We start from the raw sequence: 18580 nt of genomic DNA, 5'->3' as shown, positions 1-18580 counted from the left end.
GCCATGAGCCCTTCGTACCGGACGCCGGAAGAATTCGAGCAGCTGCAGGAGCGAATTCGCTACCTGGAGCAGAGCCTCGAGGGCAACGCCTACGTGATGGACGTGCTGTCCTCGACGACGGCAATCTTTGGCGATACCGAGGGCAACCGCCGCCCCGAAGTGATCGTGCGCAACACCCTCGAAGCCGTGCGCCGCCTGCTGGCGCTTCCGGAGTCGGCCATCTATCTGCTCGACGGCGACGCCTCGTTCAATCTGGCCCAGCACGACGCGGAAGACGATACCCCCGGTGACCTGCCCGACCGTGTGGAACAGCTGATCCAGCAGGGGACCTTCTCCTGGGCCCTGCACGAAAACCACCCGGTGTTCCTGCCCGCCGGCGAAGATGGCGGGATGGTGCTGCTGCACGTCATATCCACCCGTACCCGGGTGCGCGGGATGTTCGCCGCCCGGCCGGGCCAGGACGAAGCCCCGCGTCACGAACTGGTCATGTCCGCCCTGACCCTGGTGCTGTTCAACGCGGCCTACGCGCTCGAATCGGCCGATCTCTACCACCTGATGGAACGGCGCCAGCAGGCCCTGCAACGCATCACCGAACGGCAATCGCGCGAGCTCCTGCATCACATGTCGCACGACTCGTTGACCAACCTGCCCAACCGCATGCTGTTCAGTGACCGTCTCGCCCAGGCCATGGAGCGTCATGCCAACGGCTCCAGCCATGTCGCGCTGATCCTGCTCGACCTGGACAATTTCAAGCGGCTGAATGACGCGCTGGGTCATCGCGCGGGGGACGAACTGATCCGCAAGGTAGCCACCGATCTTTCCGTCCTCCTGGAGACCCCCCGCGGATCAACGGGTGGCCAGGGCCCCAGCCCGACGCTATCGCGGCTGGGTGGCGACGAATTCGGCATCCTGGTGGAGGGGATCCAGGGGCTCGAGGGCGTCGTCCGTCTGGTGACCGAAATCGTGCGGACCACGGCGGTGGAACGGACGGTGGCCGACCATCCGGTGCTGACCTCCTGCTCGGCCGGGATCGCAGTGTTCCCCTACGACGGCGACGAACCCGACGCCCTGCTCAGCAACGCCGACGCCGCGATGTACGATGCCAAGGAACGCGGCCGCAACGGCTTCCGCTTCTACACCCAGGACCTCAATTCGCGAACCTTCCGGCACTTCCGCCTGGAAACCGACCTTGGCGGCGCCATCGAGGATGACCAGCTGCGGCTGCACTATCAGCCCAAGATCGAGCTGGCGACCGGCCGTGTCGTGGGTGCCGAGGCCCTGATCCGCTGGGACCACCCGCGTCTGGGGATGCTGCCCCCCGGTCAGTTCATGGAAATCGCGGAAGACATGACCCTGATCGAACAGATCGGAGAATGGGTTCTGCAACAGGCCTGCCGCGATCTCGCCTCCCTGCCCGGAACCGCGCAGGCGCTTCCGCATATCGCCATCAACGTCTCCGCGCGCCAGCTGCGCCAGCCCAATCTTGCGGAGGAATTCTTCGCGATCACCGAGGAACACGGGATCCCCGCCGACCGCATCGAGCTGGAGCTCACCGAGAGCGTGATCATGGATGACGCCGACACCGCCGCGCGCGTGTTCCAGCGCCTGCGCGAAGTCGGCATGTCACTGGCAGTGGACGACTTCGGTACCGGACATGCATCGCTGACCCAGCTCAAGCAGCTTCCGGCCGACACCCTCAAGATCGACCGCTCCTTCGTGATGGATCTGGAGAAGAGCCACGAGGACGCCAAGATCGTGCGTGCGATCGTGGTCATGGCGCGCAGCCTGGACATGCAGCTGGTGGCCGAAGGAGTGGAAACCGACGCGCAGATCCACTTGCTGCGGGAATTCGGCTGCGATTACGCCCAGGGGTTTCGCTATTCCCGGCCGGTCGCCTTCGACGAATTGCGGGAGATGATCGTCAACGACGTGCGCATGCTGCCCGAGTCCGAATAACGCGAACACCGAACCGCGCCGAACGGCCGGTTCAGGCGCCGCCGTCCGCTCCTCCGGTCAGACGCAGCGGATCCAGCAGGCCGCGCAGGCGATCGCGGTCCATGCCGGTGTGCTCCGCCGCCACTTCGATGATCGGCCGCCCGGAGGCGTAGGCCTCCTTGGCGATGCGGGCCCCCGCCTCATAACCGATCTCGGCGTTGAGCGCGGTCACCAGGATCGGGTTGCGATCCAGGGCCGCGCGCATCACCTCCTCGTTGACGCTGAAGCCCGCCACCGCGCGCTCGCCCAGATGGTCGGCGGCGCGCGCCAGCAGCCCCGTCATCTGCAACAGGTTGTCGGCGATCAGCGGCAGGCCCACGTTGAGCTGGAAATTGCCGGCGGCGCCGGCGGCCGTGACCGCAGCGTCCAGTCCGATCACCTGGCGCGCCGCCATCAGCACCGCTTCAGGAATAACCGGATTCACCTTGCCGGGCATGATCGAACTGCCCGGCTGCAACGCCGGCAGCGCAATCTCGCCGAGTCCGGCGAGCGGGCCCGAGTTCATCCAGCGCAGGTCCTCGGCGATCTTGATCAGCGCGGTGGCCATGGTCCGCAGCTGACCCGAATATTCCACTGCGGTGTCCTGGCTGGCCAGCGCGGCGAACCCGTTCGGCTCGCGCCGGAATGCCAGCCCGGTGCGTTCGGACAGGCGCTCCGCCACCCGCTCGCCGAACCCTTCCGGGGCATTGACCCCGGTACCCACCGCGGTCGCGCCGATGGCCAGCCGCCCCAGCCGGTCGCGGGTCGCCTCGAGGCGCTCCACCGCCTGCTCCAGCTGCGTGCGCCAGCCGGACAGTTCCTGGTCCAGGCGTACCGGCATGGCATCCATCAGATGAGTACGCCCGGTCTTGACCAGGGTCTTTGCCCCGGCTTCGCGCCGTGCGATGGTCGCGATCAGGCGCCGCATCGCCGGAAGCAGCTCGTGTTCCAGCTGGTTGAGTGCGGCCACGTGCAGCGCCGTGGGGATCACGTCGTTCGAGCTCTGCGAGCGGTTCACGTGATCATTGGGGTGGACCGCCCCGGTGGCGCCGGTCGAGGCCAGATGCGCCAGCACCTCGTTCATGTTCATGTTGCTGCTGGTGCCCGAGCCCGTCTGGTACACGTCCACCGGGAAGGCATCGGCATGCTCGCCCAGCGCCACCGCCTCGGCCGCCTGCACGATGGCCTGCGCGGCCTCTCCGTCCAGCTGGCCCAGACCTTGATTGGCCTCGGCACAGGCCGCCTTGACCTGCGCCAGGGCACGGATGAAGGCGCCCGGCAGCGGGCGTCCGGCGATGGCGAAGTTGTCGATTGCACGCTGGGTCTGCGCGCCCCACAGGGCATGTTCGGGCACCTCCACGGTGCCCAGGCTGTCGTGTTCCTGGCGATGGCCTGATCGGGTCATTCCTGGCTCCGGCGGTCGACTTGATCGTTGTATTATACTGCGCCGCACAAGCAAGCCCCATCACAAGGCCGACCATGTCCCTGAACGCCCTCACCGCCATCGCCCCGGTCGATGGCCGTTATGCCCGTCACACCCGCGACCTTGCTCCCTGGTTCAGCGAGCAGGGCCTGATGCAGGCCCGCGTGCGCGTCGAGATCGCCTGGCTCAAGGCGCTGGCCGCCGAGCCCGCGATCACCGAGGTCCCGGCGCTCTCCGCCGAAGGCACCGCCGCGCTGGAGCGCATCGCGGCCGAGTTCGACAACGCCGCCGGCGAACGCGTGAAGGCCATCGAGGCGACCACCAATCATGACGTCAAGGCGATCGAGTACTACATCAAGGAACAGATGCAGGACCATCCCGAACTCGCCGCACGCATGGAGTTCGTGCATTTCGCCTGCACCTCCGAGGACATCAACAACCTCGCCTACGGCGTGATGGTGCGCGAGGCGCGCAACGAGGTGATGCTGCCGGCGCTGGACGGCATCGTGGATACCCTGCGCCAGTTGAGCGGGGAGTTCGCCGACCAGCCGATGCTCTCGCGCACCCACGGTCAGCCCGCCTCGCCCAGCACCATGGGCAAGGAGATCGCCAACGTAGTGCACCGCCTGCAGGCCCAGCGCGAGCAGCTGGCCGGCGTGGTCTGCCGCGGCAAGATCAACGGCGCGGTGGGCAACTTTAATGCCCACGTGGTGGCCTACCCCGAGGTCGACTGGCCGGCACTGGCGCGGCGCGTGGTCAGTGACCTGGGCCTCGAGCCCAGTTCGCACACCACCCAGATCGAGCCGCACGACTACCTCGCCGAGATGTTCCATGCCTTCATGCGCGCCAACACCATCCTGCTGGATGCCTCGCGCGACATCTGGGGCTACATCTCGCTGGGCTATTTCAAGCAGAAGGTCGTGGCCGGCGAAGTCGGCTCCTCGACCATGCCGCACAAGGTCAACCCGATCGACTTCGAGAACGCCGAAGGCAACCTCGGCCTGGCCAACGCGGTGTTCGATCACCTCGCCGGCAAGCTGCCGGTCTCGCGCTTCCAGCGCGACCTCACCGACTCCACCGTGCTGCGCAACATCGGCATGGGCTTCGCGTGGTCGCTGATCGCCTGGAAGGCCTTCGCCCGCGGACTGGGCAAGCTGGAGATCGAATCCTCTCGCATGGAGGAGGATCTGGATGCCAACTGGGAGGTCCTCGGCGAAGCGGTGCAGACGGTGATGCGCCGCTACGGCATCGATTCGCCCTACGAGAAACTCAAGGACTTCACCCGCGGCCGCCGGATCACCCCCGAGGCCCTGCACGAGTTCATCGACGCGCAGGACATCCCCGAGGAGGCCCGCGCGCGCCTGCGCGAGCTGACCCCCGGGCGTTACACCGGTCTGGCGGACCGCCTGGCCCGCGACGTCTGAGTCGACCATGGCAGCGCCCGATCCGGATACCCCGCTGACCCTGCTGGGCGGACTCACGCCGGCCGCGTTCCTGCGGGATTACTGGCAGCAGAAACCCCTGCTGATCCGCGGCGCGATCCCCGGGTTCCAGAACCCCATCGAAGCCGACGACCTGGCCGGTCTGGCGACCGATCCCGAGGCCGGCAGCCGGCTGGTCCTCGGCCACCGCGAGCGCAACGACTGGGACGTGGAATACGGCCCGTTCGAGCCGGACCGCCTGGCCCGGCTGCCGGAACGCGACTGGACCCTGCTGGTCAGTGATATCGAACGGTTCTGGCCCGATGGCCCCGGATTCCTCGCGCAGTTCGATTTCATCCCGCGCTGGCGGCGCGACGACCTGATGATCTCGTACGCCCCGCCCGGCGGCTCGGTGGGCCCGCACGTGGATCAGTACGACGTCTTCCTGTTTCAGGCGGCGGGCCGCCGCCGCTGGCAGATCCAGGATCCGCCCGGGAACCCGGAATGCTTCGAGGATTTGCCGCTGGCGATCCTGCGGGACTTCCGGCCCACCGACTCCTGGGATCTGGAACCGGGCGACATGCTGTACCTGCCGCCGGGCGTCCCGCATTACGGTGAATCCCTGGATCGCGAATGCATGACCTGGTCCGTCGGCTTCCGCGCCCCGGCCATCCTCGACGTGCTCACCGGGTTCCTGGAAGAACGCGCGAACGTGATCGGGGATCAGGCCCGCTTCGAGGACCCGGGGCGCCCCGCCGACCAGTGGCCGGGGGAGCTTCCGGCCGGCGACCGGCGCGAACTGCGCGACGCCCTGCGGGCCCTGCTGGCGGCGGACGATGCCGATCTGGACGCCTATCTCGGCCGCTTTCTGACCCGTCCCACGGCAGGCATCGGGCTCGCTGCCCCGGACGAGGACGCCCCGCCCCCGGCCCCGCAGCCGGGTGTGCGTTACCGCATCCATCCGGGCATCCGTCGGGCCTGGTTCCACGGTCCGGACGGCCCGGTGCTGTGCATCGCCGGGCATGATCACCCCACGCCGGCGCTGGAACCGGAACAGCTGGAGATCTTTTGTACCGTGGAGAGCCTCGCCGCGGCAGACTGGGAAGCCGGCTTTCCGTCGATCCATCAGGTGCTGGAAGATGGCCTGCGCGAGGGGTGGCTGGAGCCCGACGACTGAGGGAAACACTGAGCGGCGGTACCGCCCGGGGCCAGCCCTGCAGCGGATTTCAGCCGGCCGGGGCCACCGCGTCGACCTGCGCCGCCGGACAGGCGGCCGCCGCCCGTTCGATCAGTTCGGGGCCGGCATCGGGACGATGGGCCCCTTCGGTCAGGATCCGCCGCCACTGCCGGGCCCCGGGTTCGCCGTGGAAAAGCCCCAGTATGTGGCGGGTCAGCCGCGCCAGCGGCACGCCGTCACGGCGCATCCCTTCGGCCATGTCCTGCAGCTTGCGGACCACCTCGGCACGCTCGGGCCGCCGGGCCTCGCCGAAATACAGCCGGTCGACCTCCGCCAGACTCCAGGGGTGATGATAGGCATGACGGCCGAACATGACCCCGTCCAGGGTGGTCAGATGTTCGCGCGCGGCCTCCACGTCATCCAGCCCTCCGTTCAGCACGATCACGCACCCCGGGAATTCGGCCTTCAGCCGGTGTACCCGCGCGTAGTCCAGCGGCGGGACGTCGCGGTTGTCCTTCGGGCTCAGTCCCTGCAGCCACGCCTTGCGCGCATGCACGATGAAATGCCGGCAACCGGCATCCGACACGGTACGCACGAAGGCATGCAAATCCGCATCCGAATCCTGCTCGTCGATACCGATGCGATGCTTGACCGTCACCGGGATGTCGACCGCCGCCTGCATGGCCTCCACCGCGCGCGCGACCCGGTCGGGTGTCGCCATCAGGCTGGCTCCGAAATCACCCGACTGTACCCGGTCCGACGGACAGCCCACGTTGAGATTGATCTCGTCGTAGCCGAAGTCCTCGCCAATGCGCGCGGCCTCCGCCAGCGTGTCGGGCTCGGATCCCCCCAGCTGCAGCGCCAGCGGATGCTCGACCTCCGCGTAGCCGAGAAGATGCGCGCGATCGCCCCGCACCACCGCGTTGGCATGCAGCATTTCGGTGTACAGCAGCGCATGCCGCGTCAGAAGCCGGTGGAAGCGTCGGCACCAGCGGTCCGTCCAGTCCATCATCGGCGCGACGGAAAAGCGCTCCGGCCGGCCCGCGAGCGATGGCACGCAGGCCGTCGGCGAGCCGGATTGCGGCGCGCACACGATGGGGTTGGCAGAAGGCGGATCGGACATTCCGGGCTGAACCATAAATGGGCCGCCCATGGTGTCCCGGCGCGCCCCCGACGTCCAGCAACGCCCGACTCTGCCTGTGCCAATGCGACACGGGTCAGCCTGACCCGCTGTGTCCGACCGACTCAACCGCCCGCCGCCGGGCTATCTCTGGAACCATTTCACAGAATCCACCGTAACCCACTGATCCTTTGGGCTTCCAGACACCCTCTCCCTCACCTGGCACGGTCCCTGCTTTCCCTTCGGGTGCAGACGCCGGCTTCGCCGCTATCTTCGGCCTCCGGAGTCTGCCGAGATCTTTTTACAGACCCCAAGGAGCGCAGATCCATGAAATATCGCAAGACTGCCATCGCTTTTGCCCTCTCCTCCCTGTTCACCATTGGCTCCATGGCTACCGCCGGCGCCATGGGCGGCGGCGGTGCCGAACAGGGCGGTGCCCCGCCGGCCGAGGAAGGGGCACCGGAAGCGGGGGCTCCCCCGGAGGCCGGTGGTGCGCCTGACGCCGGAGGGGCTCAGGGCGGTGCGCCGCCGGCAGACGAGGGTGCTGCCGGGGGTGCCGATGCCGGTGGCGCGCCCATGGGTGCAGAAGAAGACGAAGACGACGACGAAGACGACGGCGCTCCGGACTGGTAACGCGCCCTCCCCTGCACACGCCGAAGCGGTCCTGCGGGCCCTTCGGCGTCTTTTTGCCTGCATGCGGGCCTGCGCATGTACAATCCGATGCGAATTCAGTCACGGAATCGCCGGATGACGTCTCCCGCAACCCCGCAGACCAACGATTTCCAGCAGAACGTTTCGCGCATGGTGGAACGCGCGATGCGCTACCTCGAGATCCCCGACGGGGCGTGCGAGGCGCTGCAAACCTGCGATTCGGTCATCCAGGTGTCCTTCCCCATCCAGTTCCGGGACCGCGTGGAGGTCTTTCATGGCTGGCGAGCCGTGCATTCCGCGCACCGGCTTCCGGTCAAGGGCGGCATGCGTTTCGCACCCAACATGGACCAGGCCCACGCCGAGGCCCTCGCGGCACTGATGTCCTACAAGTGCGCAATCATCGACATCCCGTTCGGCGGTTCCAAGGGCGGTCTGCGCATCGACCCGCGCCAGTACAATGAATGGGAACTGGAACGCATCACCCGCCGGTTCGCCCACGAACTGATCCAGCGCGATTACATCTCGCCGGCGCAGAACGTCCCGGCCCCCGACGTCGGCACCTCCCAGCGGGAAATGGCCTGGATGGCGGACACCTATCGCCAGCACCGTCCGGACGATATCAACCACGTCGCCGCGGTGACCGGCAAACCGGTGGATCTGGGCGGCATGCGTGGCCGGCTGGAAGCCACCGGCCGCGGCGTGCAGTACGCCCTGCAGGCCTTCTTCCGTTCGAAGGCGGCCGTCGCGGAGGCGGGCCTCGAGGGCGGCCTGAGTCAGCAGCGGGTCATCGTCCAGGGCTTCGGCAACGTGGGCTATCACCTCGCCCATTTCCTGCAGCAGGACAACAACGTCCGCATTGTCGGGATCATCAAGAGCGATGGCGGCATCTACGCCGAGCAGGGCCTTGATGTCAACGCGGTACATGACTACATGAACCGCACGGGCACCCTGGAAGGCTATCCGGGCGTGCGTTTCGAACGCGATGGCAACCGCCTGATGGAAGAAGACTGTGACGTGCTGGTCCCGGCCGCGCTGGAAGGCGCGATCCACGAGGACAACGCGCCGCGCATCCGCGCCCGCCTGGTGGTCGAGGCCGCCAACGGCCCCTGCACCTTCGAGGGCGACCGCATCCTGCAGCAGCGCGGAATCACGGTGCTGCCCGACGTGTTCGTCAATGCCGGCGGCGTGGTGGTCTCCTATTTCGAATGGGTGCGCAACATCCAGCACATCCGCTTTGGCCGCATGGAACGCCGCTACGACCAGGCCCAGGGCCAGCACATCGTCAGCGCCATCGAGATGATGACCAACCAGGATGTGCCCGAGTGGCTGCGCGACTCCATCGTGCGTGGTGCCGAGGAGATCGATCTGGTGCGCTCGGGCCTGGACGACACCATGCGCGAGGCCTTCAGCGAGATGCAGGAAGTGCGCGAGGTGGAAAGCAACGGTGAGGTCCTCGACTACCGTACCGCGGCGTACCTGATCGCCCTGCGCAAGATCATCCGCGCCCGTCCCGACCTGAAGGTCATCTGACCCGACCGAAACGGGCCTCCAGCGCCGCGAACACCGCCCGCAGCCCCATCGCCTCGCCACCCTTCGGCCGGCCCGGGCGTGCGCGGGTGTTGAAGGCCATGATGTCGAAATGCAGCCAGGGCGTTTCGGCCGGCACGAAATCCTGCAGGAACAGCGCCGCGGTGATCGCCCCGGCCTGCCCGCCCGAACTGGCGTTGACCACGTCGGCCACGTCGCTCTCCAGCATGTGCCGGTACGGCGCATGCAGTGGCAGCCGCCAGACCGGATCGTCCCACGCCCGTGCCGGCTCTTCCAGGGCGGCGGCCCAGGCGTCGTCGCTGGCGAAGAACGCGGCGATCTCGTGCCCCACGGCCACCCGCGCCGCACCGGTCAGGGTCGCGAAATCCACCACCAGGGCCGGCTCCAGTTCGCCCGCGCGGTCCAGCAGATCGGCCAGCACCAGGCGGCCCTCGGCATCGGTATTGTCGATCTCCACGGTACGCCCGCTGCGCGTGCTCAGGACATCGCCCGGACGGAAGGAACGCGAACCCACCGCATTCTCCACCGCCCCGATCAGGACCGTCAGGCGGACTGCAAGTCCGGCCCGCATGATCAGGCCGGCCAGCCCCAGCGCCGTGGCCGCACCGCCCATGTCCTTCTTCATCTGCCGCATCGCACTGTCGGGCTTGATGTTCAGACCGCCCGAATCGAAACAGACCCCCTTGCCCACCAGTACCACCGGCGGGGCATCCTCCGGCCCCCAGGTCAGCTCGATCACCCGCGGGTGGTGTTCGCTGGCGCGCCCTACGGCATGGATGCATGGCCAGTCCCGGGCCACCTCATCGGGATCCGCCACCACCCGGGCGGCTCCGCCGTGACGTTCGGCCAGATCCTCGGCCTCCGCCGCCAGTTCGCCCGGCATCAGATCGGCCGGGGCCGTATTGATCAGATCGCGGGTGTGGCCGATCGCCGCCACCATGGATGTGACCCGCTCCCGATTCACCCCGTCCGGCCAGATCAGCCGCACCGGCGTGTCGTCGGTCGGTGGCTCGCTGCGATATCGGCGAAAGCGATAACTTCCCAGCCCCCAGCCGACCGCCGCCCGTTCGATCGCCTCCGCTGTCAGTCCCGCCTCCTGCAGGCGATAATCTCCCCCCGGCAGGGACCCCGCCGCCGCGGCCAGCATCCACAGGGGCTGGTCGACGTCGTAGCCGACCAGGACCGCTTCCAGCTCACCCTGGTCCCCGGCGATCTGCAGAACGCCTCCGGCCTCGCCGGTAAAACCCGTCGCCCGCGCCCAGCGCGCATAGCGCGCGGGCCGCCCCTCCAGCGCGGCATGCAGGGACTCCGGCGTCACCGGGATCAGTTCAACGGCGGCGGGCGACTCATCAACAAAAACGGATTCCACTGGGGGCTTCCTCATCAGCACGGCAAAGGCCCCATAATAACGCCACCTGCGGCCGGGACGCCCGGCCCCCACCGACCGACAGGGAACGTGCCATGACGCCAGCACTGGAAATCCGCGGGCTGCGCAAGACCTACAACAACGGCTTCGAAGCCCTCAAGGGAATCGATCTCGAGGTCTCCCCCGGCAGCTTTTTCGCCCTGCTCGGGCCCAATGGCGCCGGCAAGTCCACCACCATCGGCATCATCACCTCGCTCGTGAACAAGACGGCCGGGGAAGTCCGGGTGTTCGGCCACGACCTCGACCGGGATCCCCGGGGCGTAAAGCGCTCGATCGGTCTGGTCCCGCAGGAGTTCAATTTCAACCAGTTCGAACCGGTGGGCGAAATCATCGTCAACCAGGCCGGCTACTACGGCATTCCCCGCCGCGAGGCCTGGGACCGCGCCGGCCACTATCTCAACGAACTGGGCCTGTGGGACAAGCGCGAGAACATGGCCCGCACGCTCTCCGGCGGCATGAAACGCCGCCTGATGATCGCCCGCGCCCTGGTGCACGAACCGCGGCTGCTGATCCTCGACGAACCCACCGCCGGGGTCGACATCGAATTGCGGCGCTCCATGTGGGACTTCCTGCAGAAGATCAACGACGACGGCCGGAGCATCATCCTGACCACCCACTATCTCGAGGAAGCCGAATCGCTCTGCCGCAACATCGCGATCATCGACGACGGGCGCATCATCGAGAACACCACGATGAAGCAGCTGCTGGCCAAGCTCGAGACCGAGACCATGGTCCTGGACCTGGTGGAACCCCCGCTGGCGGTACCGGAGGGCGGCCCGATCCCGCTGCGACGCATCGACGAGCTGACCCTGGAGGCCGAAATCCACTCCAACCAGAACCTGAACGATCTGTTCCAGCTCCTTGATAACCAGGGGATCCGGGTCCAGAGCATGCGGAACAAGGCGAATCGTCTGGAAGAGCTCTTTGTCCGCATGACCCAGAACGAGGCCACCCGCAGCCCGCTGACACCCGGCGGCGACGGAGCCACCGAGCAGCAGGAGGGCCAGGCATGACCCGCGCGGATCTCCGGTTGTGGGGCACCGCCCTGCGCACCATCGCAATCAAGGAAATACTGCGTTTTGCCAGAATCTGGGTGCAGACCATTCTGCCCCCGGTCGTCACCACCGCGCTGTACTTCATCATCTTCGGCGGCCTGATCGGCGAACGCATTGGCGAAATGGAAGGCTTTCGCTACATGGACTTCATCGTTCCCGGGCTGATCATGCTGGCGGTGATCACCAACAGCTATTCCAACGTCGTATCATCATTTTTTGGTTCAAAGTTTCAGCGTCATATCGAGGAGCTGTTGGTCTCGCCGATCCCCAACAGCGTCATCATCCTGGGCTTCATATTCGGCGGCGTAGCACGCGGGCTCACCGTGGGCGTGGCCGTTCTGATTGTCTCGCTGTTCTTTTCGCCCCTGAGCGTGCACAACCCGATCGTGATGCTGCTGGTCGTCCTTTTGACTTCCATCCTGTTCGCACTGGCCGGGCTGATCAATGGAGTCTTCGCACGAACTTTCGACGATATCGCGCTGATTCCAACGTTCGTTCTAACCCCTCTGACCTACCTCGGAGGCGTCTTCTATTCAATCAGCCTGCTGCCCGATTTCTGGCAGGGCGCGTCCATGCTGAACCCGATCTTTTACATGGTGGACGCCTTTCGTTACGGCAGTCTGGGAACCAGTGACTTTCCCGTGATCGCATCCTTTGCCATCATCGCGATGTTCATCATTGTGCTCTATGGTCTGGCACTGTGGCTTCTGAATCGGGGAACGGGCATCCGCTCATGAAGACATTCAAGCGACGGCACCGCGAGAATCGGCGCATCCGTGAGGGTGGTTCACATCGCGGCCAAACGTGGTATAAATCGGCAACGCCCAACGGAACCACTTCCATGAACGGTCAGCGCAGGATCACGTCTTCGGTCATCGTGGGAACCGCCGGCCTCGCCCTCGCAGTGGGTTCCGGCCTGGTCCTCGCCTCCAAGCCACAGGAAACGGAACAGCCCCTGCAGATCGCGCCACTCTCGACCGCGGACTCCGGGTCGCCGTACAACGGTTCCGGGTCTCGGGACACGGGGACCCGTGCCGACTGGAGCCAGGCCTCGGTGGCCGAACCGGTGCCCGCGGTGGGCGGCGCGGTTCCGCCGGGGGACACCCGCACGGTGGCATTCGCGTTCGAACCGGAGCGGGATGCCGGAGAGCCGCCGTCGGCCAGCGAGCCGACGACCGGGGCCACTTCGTACGAAACCTTTGACCTGGATGACGACGAGCCCTCCGCAACGGCCGAACTCGGCCACTCGGACTGGAATTCGCACACCCTGGATCGCAACGAGCGCCTCTCCGGGCTGTGGGAACAGGAATGGGATCTGCCGCTGGCCACGCTTTATCGCCTGCTGGACGACGACGAAAATGCCGACATCCTGAACCGTGTTCGCCCGGGCCAGGAGATCGAGTGGCAAGTGGACGACGAAGGCTACCTGACCCGGATGCGGCTGTGGACCGACAGCGCCTCGGGCTACGAATGGGTCCGCGAGGAGGACGGCTGGGACTTTGACCGCCATGAGGTCGAGAATGCCCGCGAGACCTCGCACCTGATCATCAGCGCCGAGATCGACGGCTCGATTTCCGCGGCCCTTTCTCGCCAGACCGAACTGTCCTCGCGGGCGGCCGCGGCGATCGCCGTGCTGATGGACCGCCACCTGCCGGTGCGCCTGAACGCACGCGCCGGCGATGAATTCACCCTGCTGGTGGAACAGGAGACCGTCGTCGGCGAGGACACGCCGCAAAACCTTAGACTGCTGGCGTTCGACTACAACGGCGAGCGGATTCAGGAGGAAGCCGCGCGCAACGTCAACGGACGCTTCTATCGCCCGGACGGCGAAAGCCTGCTGCCGCCGTTCGACCGCCGCCCCTTCTCCGGCAACTACCGCATCAGCTCGGGCTTCGATCCGCAGCGACGGCATCCGGTCACCGGGCGGGTCGCGCCGCACCACGGGACGGACTTCGCCATGCCGGTGGGGACCCCCATTCAGGCACCGGCGGATGGTCGAGTCACGCGCGTCGAGCACGACCGGTATGCCGGTCGCTTCATCGTGATCGCGCACGGGCAGGGCTACTCCACGCGCTATCTCCATCTGGACCGTGCCCTGGTCAGCCCGGGGGATGATGTCGAGCGGGGCGATCGCATCGCCCTGTCGGGCAACACCGGACGCAGTACCGGCCCGCACCTGCACTACGAGGTGCACGTAAAGGGACGGCCGAAGGATCCGATGCGAGTGGCGTTGCCCGAGAGCGACTCGCTCGAAGGCGAAGACCTCGAGCAGTTTCGCGAGATCGGCGAAGTCCTGTTCGCGCAGCTGGAGAACGGGCAGCGCGGCGAACAGGTCGCTCTGCGGCCGTTCAGCGAACTCGCCGGGCAGTAAGAACCAGCCCGCCGCTCCCGCCGTTGCCCGAAGCACTGGCCTTTGCACGTCTCGAATGGAGGGACGGACAGCCCGTCTCTCCCGAGTTCGGCGACGGCTATTTCGGCTCGGACGCGCCGCTCGAGGAAGCGCACGAAGTCTTTCTCGAGGCCAACGACCTTCCGCGGCGTTTTGCCCGGCCCGGCGCCCGACTTGCGGTCGCCGAGACCGGCTTCGGCACCGGTCTCAACGCCCTTCTGACACTGCGGGAGTGGCGCTCGCGGGCGCAGCCCGACGGCTTCCTGTCCCTGATCGGCTTTGAATCACGCCCCCTGCACCCCGACGACCTCGACCGCGCACATCGGATGCTGGGGCTGGACGGACCTGACGCCGAGCGTCTGCGCAGCGGTTACCCACCTCCGGTAACCGGCCTGCACCGGATCCATTTCCCGCAGGCACGAGCAGTCCTGACCCTGGTGTTCGGTGATGCGGCCGTCACCCTCCCGCAGCTGAATGCCGGCGTGGATGCCTGGTACCTGGACGGATTTGCACCGCGTCGCAACCCCGGCCTGTGGAATATTGGCGTGTTCCGTCAAATGGCGCGTATCTCCCGGCCCGGCACCACCTTTGGAACCTATGCAGCGGCCGGACAGGTGCGGCGGGACCTGGAAGCGGCGGGCTTCACCGTGCGGCGGGAACCCGGCCATGGCCGGAAACGCGAACGGCTGTGCGGTCATTTCGGCGACAGCAAACCCGCAAGCGACCCGGAAGATCGCCCGCGGCCCGAGCGCGTGGCGGTCATCGGCGCGGGTATTGCCGGGCTCTCGGCCGCCCTCGCCCTGCAGGACCGCGGCTGCAACGTCCACCTGTTCGATCCCGCCGGTCCCGGCGGCGGAGCCTCCGGTAACCCCGCCGCGGTGCTTCTGCCCCACCTGCTGCCCGACGACGCCGGGCTCAATGCCCTCGCCCTGACCGGGATGCGGCATACGCATGCGCTGATCAAGCGTGCCGCCGAAGGGCTGAACGGCGATGAATCCGAGGTCCTGCTGGGAGACAGCGTCGCCTTCCATGGTATTTCGGGGCATGCGCGCAAGCGCGTGCAGCGCCTGCGTGCGCGCGATCCGGCCGAGAGCGGGTATCTGTTCGATCCCGCCGCCACCACCCCTGCCGGCGCCCCGGGCCCGGTTCTGGACTACCCCGGCGGACGAGCGGTCAACATGAGCGCCCTCTGTCGCGGCCTGGCCGGCGCTCTTCCGGCAGTGGAACGCTACCGGGTCAGGGAGGTCCGGCCCGGACCCGACGAAGTGCTGCTGGAGTTCGACGGGGATCCGGCAACAAGCACGACCTTCCACGCCGTCGTCATCGCCACGGCTGGCGTGCCCCTTTGTCCCGAACAGGCACGGCTCGACACCGTTGGCGGACAGATGACCCGTCTGCGTTACCCGCTGGCAAGTCGCGATTTCCGGGTGCGCACCGGCCAGGGCTACTGGATACGCCAGGACACGGACGACCACTGGATCGGCGCAACCTATCGCCATGACGGCCTGCCCGATGATCCGTCCCTCCCGCCCGAACCGACTATCGAAGACGACCATCACAACCTGAGGCACCTGGCATGGGTACCGGGGATGCCGTCTCCGGAGGATGCCCGCATCATGGAACGCTGGACCGGGATCCGCGCCGTCTACCGGGACCGTCTGCCGCTAGTGGGAGCATCCAGCGTGGACGCGCGCGGCCGGGTGATGCTGACGCTCGGGCACGGCTCCCGTGGGCTGCTGTATGCCCCGATCAGCGGTGAACTGGCCGCCGACCGGCTGGTGGACCTGCCGGAACCCGTTGAAAAGGCCGTGGCGCGGCGCCTTTCACCGCGGCGCCTGGACAAGGGTCCGGGTTAAGGAAACGCTGATCCATGTGCACGCTGGCGGTGGTTCCCCGGGTTTTCCGAGACAAGGCGCGTCGCGCAGCGGGTAGTGACTCCGCCTGCAAGCGACGCAACGCAGGATCGGGGAACCGGGAGTGCCAATCCCGATCAGTGTTTCCTTAACGGACGTCGTCCCCCTCCACCCACGCCACCGCATTGCGTCCCCGCCCCTTCACCCGGTACATCGCCCGGTCGGCGGACGCGATCAGTTCGGACAGGCTCTCGCCGTGCTCCGGATGAAACGCAACGCCAATGCTGGCCGTGACGACGACCGAAACCAGCGCACCGTCATCCAGTGTCAGCTCCCATCGGGTTTCGAAGACGCCGCGGAGCCTCTCGATGAGGGGGGGCACTTCATCCCGTGAGGCGAGGGATCCCGTCAGTATCAGGAATTCGTCGCCACCCAGACGCACGAGCAGGTCTTCGGCCCGCAGCTGGTCCGCGAGAGCCGCGGACAACCTGCGCAGTAGCTGGTCACCCACCGCATGTCCGTACTGGTCATTGATCGGCTTGAAACGGTCCAGATCGATGAAAATCATGGCCAGCTGCTCGCCCTGGCGTCGGGCACGGGAAGACATGCGGGGAAACGCGCGTTCCAGCGCCGCACGATTGGCCGCCTCGGTCAGTGGATCCTGCCACGCGAGCGTCTGGAGCCGCTCTTCCAGGTGGCGGCGGGCCGTGACATCCAGCGCATGCCAGACCACCGCCGCCCGGCCTTCGAAATGCGCGGCAATGGGACGCACGCGGGCCTCGAACCAGCGTTGCCCGTCCTCGCGGCATTCGCCCGGGGCATATCCCTCCGCCGATCCGGCCGGATGCAGAACGCCCGGGTCCAGAAGATATTCGGTTTCCTGCAGGGCTCCCTCGGAGAGCGCACGCCTTACAACCGCGAGAAACTGCCGGGCCACGGGCTCGGGCAGCAACTCCTCCACGCAATGGCCCACGATCGCCCCGGGCCCCTCAGCGTCGACTTCCCCCCGTGCCCAGGCATCTCCGAAGGAGCGATATACCCTCCCCTCTTCGCCAATGACCAGCGCGTGCCCGGGCATGGCCTCGAACAGGGCATCCTGCAGGTCGCGCGCCTGGGCAAGGGCCTCGAACAGCATCCGGTTTTCGTGCACGTCCACGAGGATGAGGAGCATGGCCTGCCCCTGCTCCCATGGGATCGGCACCCAGCGCAGCAGATGGAAGCGCCAGTGACCATCCGCCATGCGGACACGGACCTGACGGCCGGATGGCTCCGGGTCTTCTTCGGAGAAGTCGAGATCGGCCGGCAGACCTTCGATATCGTCCGGATGAAACAGAGCAAGGTCTTCAACCGTACCGAGCACACCGGGGGTGCGCCCGGTAGCGCGGCGAAACGCCGGATTGGTCCAGAGCAACCGTGTTCCCCGCACCACCAGCGTGGCATCTTCCAGGTTGCTGACCAGTGCATGATATTGCGCCAGAAGGCGACGACGGTCGCGGACGTATCCCGTCACGCGCCAGCTGAGACCGCCCAGGGCCAGCGTACCGACGATCCCGAAGGCCCACCAGGCCGGTGGCCGGGCGGTGGGAATGGCATCCTCCGCCGGGCGCGCCAGCAGCACCCATTCGCCACCGGCAAAACTGACCGTCTGGCGCCATTCAATGGGACCGGCCGCGATCTCCTGCGGATCATGGAACACCTCACCACGCGCGCCAGTCCCGTCCCTGCCCTTTATGGCAAGCTGCACGAGACCGCTGCCCTGCCCGAAACCCGCCCGCTCCAGAATCGCCTCGAAATCGAGGGCAACGCTGGACATCGTGAACAAGGGGGCAGACGGCGAACCGTTCGTCACCCCGTCAACGGAGCCCGGTACTCCAACCGGGCTGCGTACCAGCAGGCCGACCCCGCCCTGCTCCAGTTCCCAGGGCCCGGCCACCACCGTCTGTCCGGAATCCATGACCCGACGGAACGAGTCTCCCTGTTCGGGGTGCTCCGCAACGTCGAGGCCGAGGGCTTCACGATTGCCCTCCAGCGGATACACGAAATGGATGCGGGAACCTGCCAGCAGCGTCAATGAGCGGAAGACTTCCGGATCCCGGCGATAGAGCCGTTCGGCCACGCGTTCGAATTCCTCGACATCCAGACCGGGCCGGGCCTCGGCATAGGCCGAAAGACCGATGGTGGCGTGAACCAGACTGTTGATCACGCTTTCCAGGTGCGTACGCTTGCTGGCTACCTCGCTGGCGAGGTTGGAGTGATGGCGCTCCGTGAGCTGCCGCTCCCAGGCGCGATCCGCCAACAGGAACATGCCGGCAAACAGCAGCATTGCCACGAAGCCGACGGCCAGTGGCAGGGAACGCGGACTCCCGTGAAGGACCATCCCGCCAACGTCGTGGGCCCCGGGGTTTCGACCAGAATCTTCTTCGGACGGCTGGCTCATTTCCCCTGTCCCCGCAAACGGGGTCCCTTGAATCCACAATGCATCGGGAGCGGCACGAAAACCATTGCCTGTTGTCCTTCCGCCGGAAGAGCGCAGATTCCCGGCA

Annotated in this window: 12 protein-coding genes and 1 pseudogene; 9 read left to right on the top strand and 4 right to left on the bottom strand. The window is 66.9% G+C overall.

Translation table 11 applies throughout. The features are described from left to right. The first annotated feature begins 3 nt into the window (after positions 1-3). Positions 4-1956, top strand: a complete 1953-nt coding sequence (locus D893_RS02600; protein ID WP_018946030.1) for an EAL domain-containing protein — start codon at positions 4-6, stop codon at positions 1954-1956. A gap of 31 nt (positions 1957-1987) precedes the next feature. On the opposite strand, the gene D893_RS02595 is transcribed toward D893_RS02600, so the two are convergent. Next, a complete protein-coding gene (locus D893_RS02595; protein WP_110619079.1) occupies positions 1988-3379 on the bottom strand; it encodes a class II fumarate hydratase in 1392 nt (463 codons plus the stop codon). 74 nt (positions 3380-3453) lie between these two features. On the opposite strand from D893_RS02595, the gene purB reads away from it, so the two are divergent. Further along, positions 3454-4821 carry an adenylosuccinate lyase gene (purB, locus tag D893_RS02590; RefSeq protein ID WP_110619078.1) on the top strand — a complete coding sequence of 456 codons (1368 nt, stop codon included), beginning with the start codon at positions 3454-3456 and terminating at the stop codon, positions 4819-4821. A gap of 7 nt (positions 4822-4828) precedes the next feature. Further along, complete coding sequence (locus tag D893_RS02585) at positions 4829-5995, top strand: cupin domain-containing protein (RefSeq protein WP_110619077.1); 1167 nt, start codon at positions 4829-4831, stop codon at positions 5993-5995. Between the two features lie 49 nt (positions 5996-6044). Here the strand turns inward: D893_RS02585 and dusA are convergent, their stop codons facing one another. After that, positions 6045-7052, bottom strand: a complete 1008-nt coding sequence (dusA, locus tag D893_RS02580; protein ID WP_210434075.1) for a tRNA dihydrouridine(20/20a) synthase DusA — start codon at positions 7050-7052, stop codon at positions 6045-6047. Positions 7053-7442: 390 nt separating this feature from the next. Between dusA and D893_RS02575 the strand changes: the two are divergent. Together D893_RS02575 and D893_RS02570 are read left to right on the top strand one after the other, a co-directional pair. Next, positions 7443-7643 (top strand): annotated as a pseudogene (locus tag D893_RS02575) (hypothetical protein); the annotation flags it as partial. A 219-nt stretch (positions 7644-7862) separates the two neighbouring features. Continuing rightward, positions 7863-9296 (top strand): Glu/Leu/Phe/Val dehydrogenase, encoded by a 1434-nt coding sequence (locus tag D893_RS02570; protein WP_018946035.1) that lies wholly within the window; start codon positions 7863-7865, stop codon positions 9294-9296. Here the strand turns inward: D893_RS02570 and D893_RS02565 are convergent. Then, positions 9289-10683, bottom strand: coding sequence for a leucyl aminopeptidase family protein (locus D893_RS02565; RefSeq protein ID WP_110619076.1), 1395 nt, complete (start codon positions 10681-10683; stop codon positions 9289-9291). The two genes, D893_RS02570 and D893_RS02565, sit on opposite strands and share 8 nt — an antisense overlap. Positions 10684-10775: 92 nt before the next feature. Here D893_RS02565 and D893_RS02560 point away from each other — a divergent pair, with 92 nt between their 5' ends. From D893_RS02560 to mnmD, 4 genes are all read left to right on the top strand, one after another. After that, the gene (locus tag D893_RS02560; RefSeq protein WP_110619075.1) at positions 10776-11753 is read left to right on the top strand and encodes an ABC transporter ATP-binding protein; all 978 of its coding nucleotides are present in this window, start codon (positions 10776-10778) and stop codon (positions 11751-11753) included. Continuing rightward, entirely contained in the window at positions 11750-12532 is a 783-nt protein-coding gene (locus tag D893_RS02555; protein WP_110619074.1) for an ABC transporter permease, read from the top strand. The genes D893_RS02560 and D893_RS02555 overlap by 4 nt, the downstream gene beginning before the upstream one ends. A 104-nt stretch (positions 12533-12636) precedes the next feature. Continuing rightward, on the top strand, positions 12637-14166 hold the full coding sequence (locus tag D893_RS02550) for a peptidoglycan DD-metalloendopeptidase family protein (RefSeq protein WP_110619073.1): 1530 nt from the start codon (positions 12637-12639) through the stop codon (positions 14164-14166). 23 nt (positions 14167-14189) lie between these two features. After that, positions 14190-16040, top strand: a complete 1851-nt coding sequence (gene mnmD, locus D893_RS02545; RefSeq protein WP_018946040.1) for a tRNA (5-methylaminomethyl-2-thiouridine)(34)-methyltransferase MnmD — start codon at positions 14190-14192, stop codon at positions 16038-16040. A gap of 145 nt (positions 16041-16185) precedes the next feature. Here the strand turns inward: mnmD and D893_RS02535 are convergent, their stop codons facing one another. Continuing rightward, positions 16186-18360 (bottom strand): diguanylate cyclase, encoded by a 2175-nt coding sequence (locus D893_RS02535; RefSeq protein ID WP_110619125.1) that lies wholly within the window; start codon positions 18358-18360, stop codon positions 16186-16188. Positions 18361-18580 lie beyond the last annotated feature (220 nt).

This window comes from Thioalkalivibrio sp. ALE21, from assembly GCF_003208255.1.
Classification (GTDB): Bacteria; Pseudomonadota; Gammaproteobacteria; order Ectothiorhodospirales; family Ectothiorhodospiraceae; genus Thioalkalivibrio; species Thioalkalivibrio halophilus.
The sequence above is the reverse complement of the archived record's forward strand: the minus strand, read 5'-3'. Positions and strand labels throughout refer to the sequence as shown.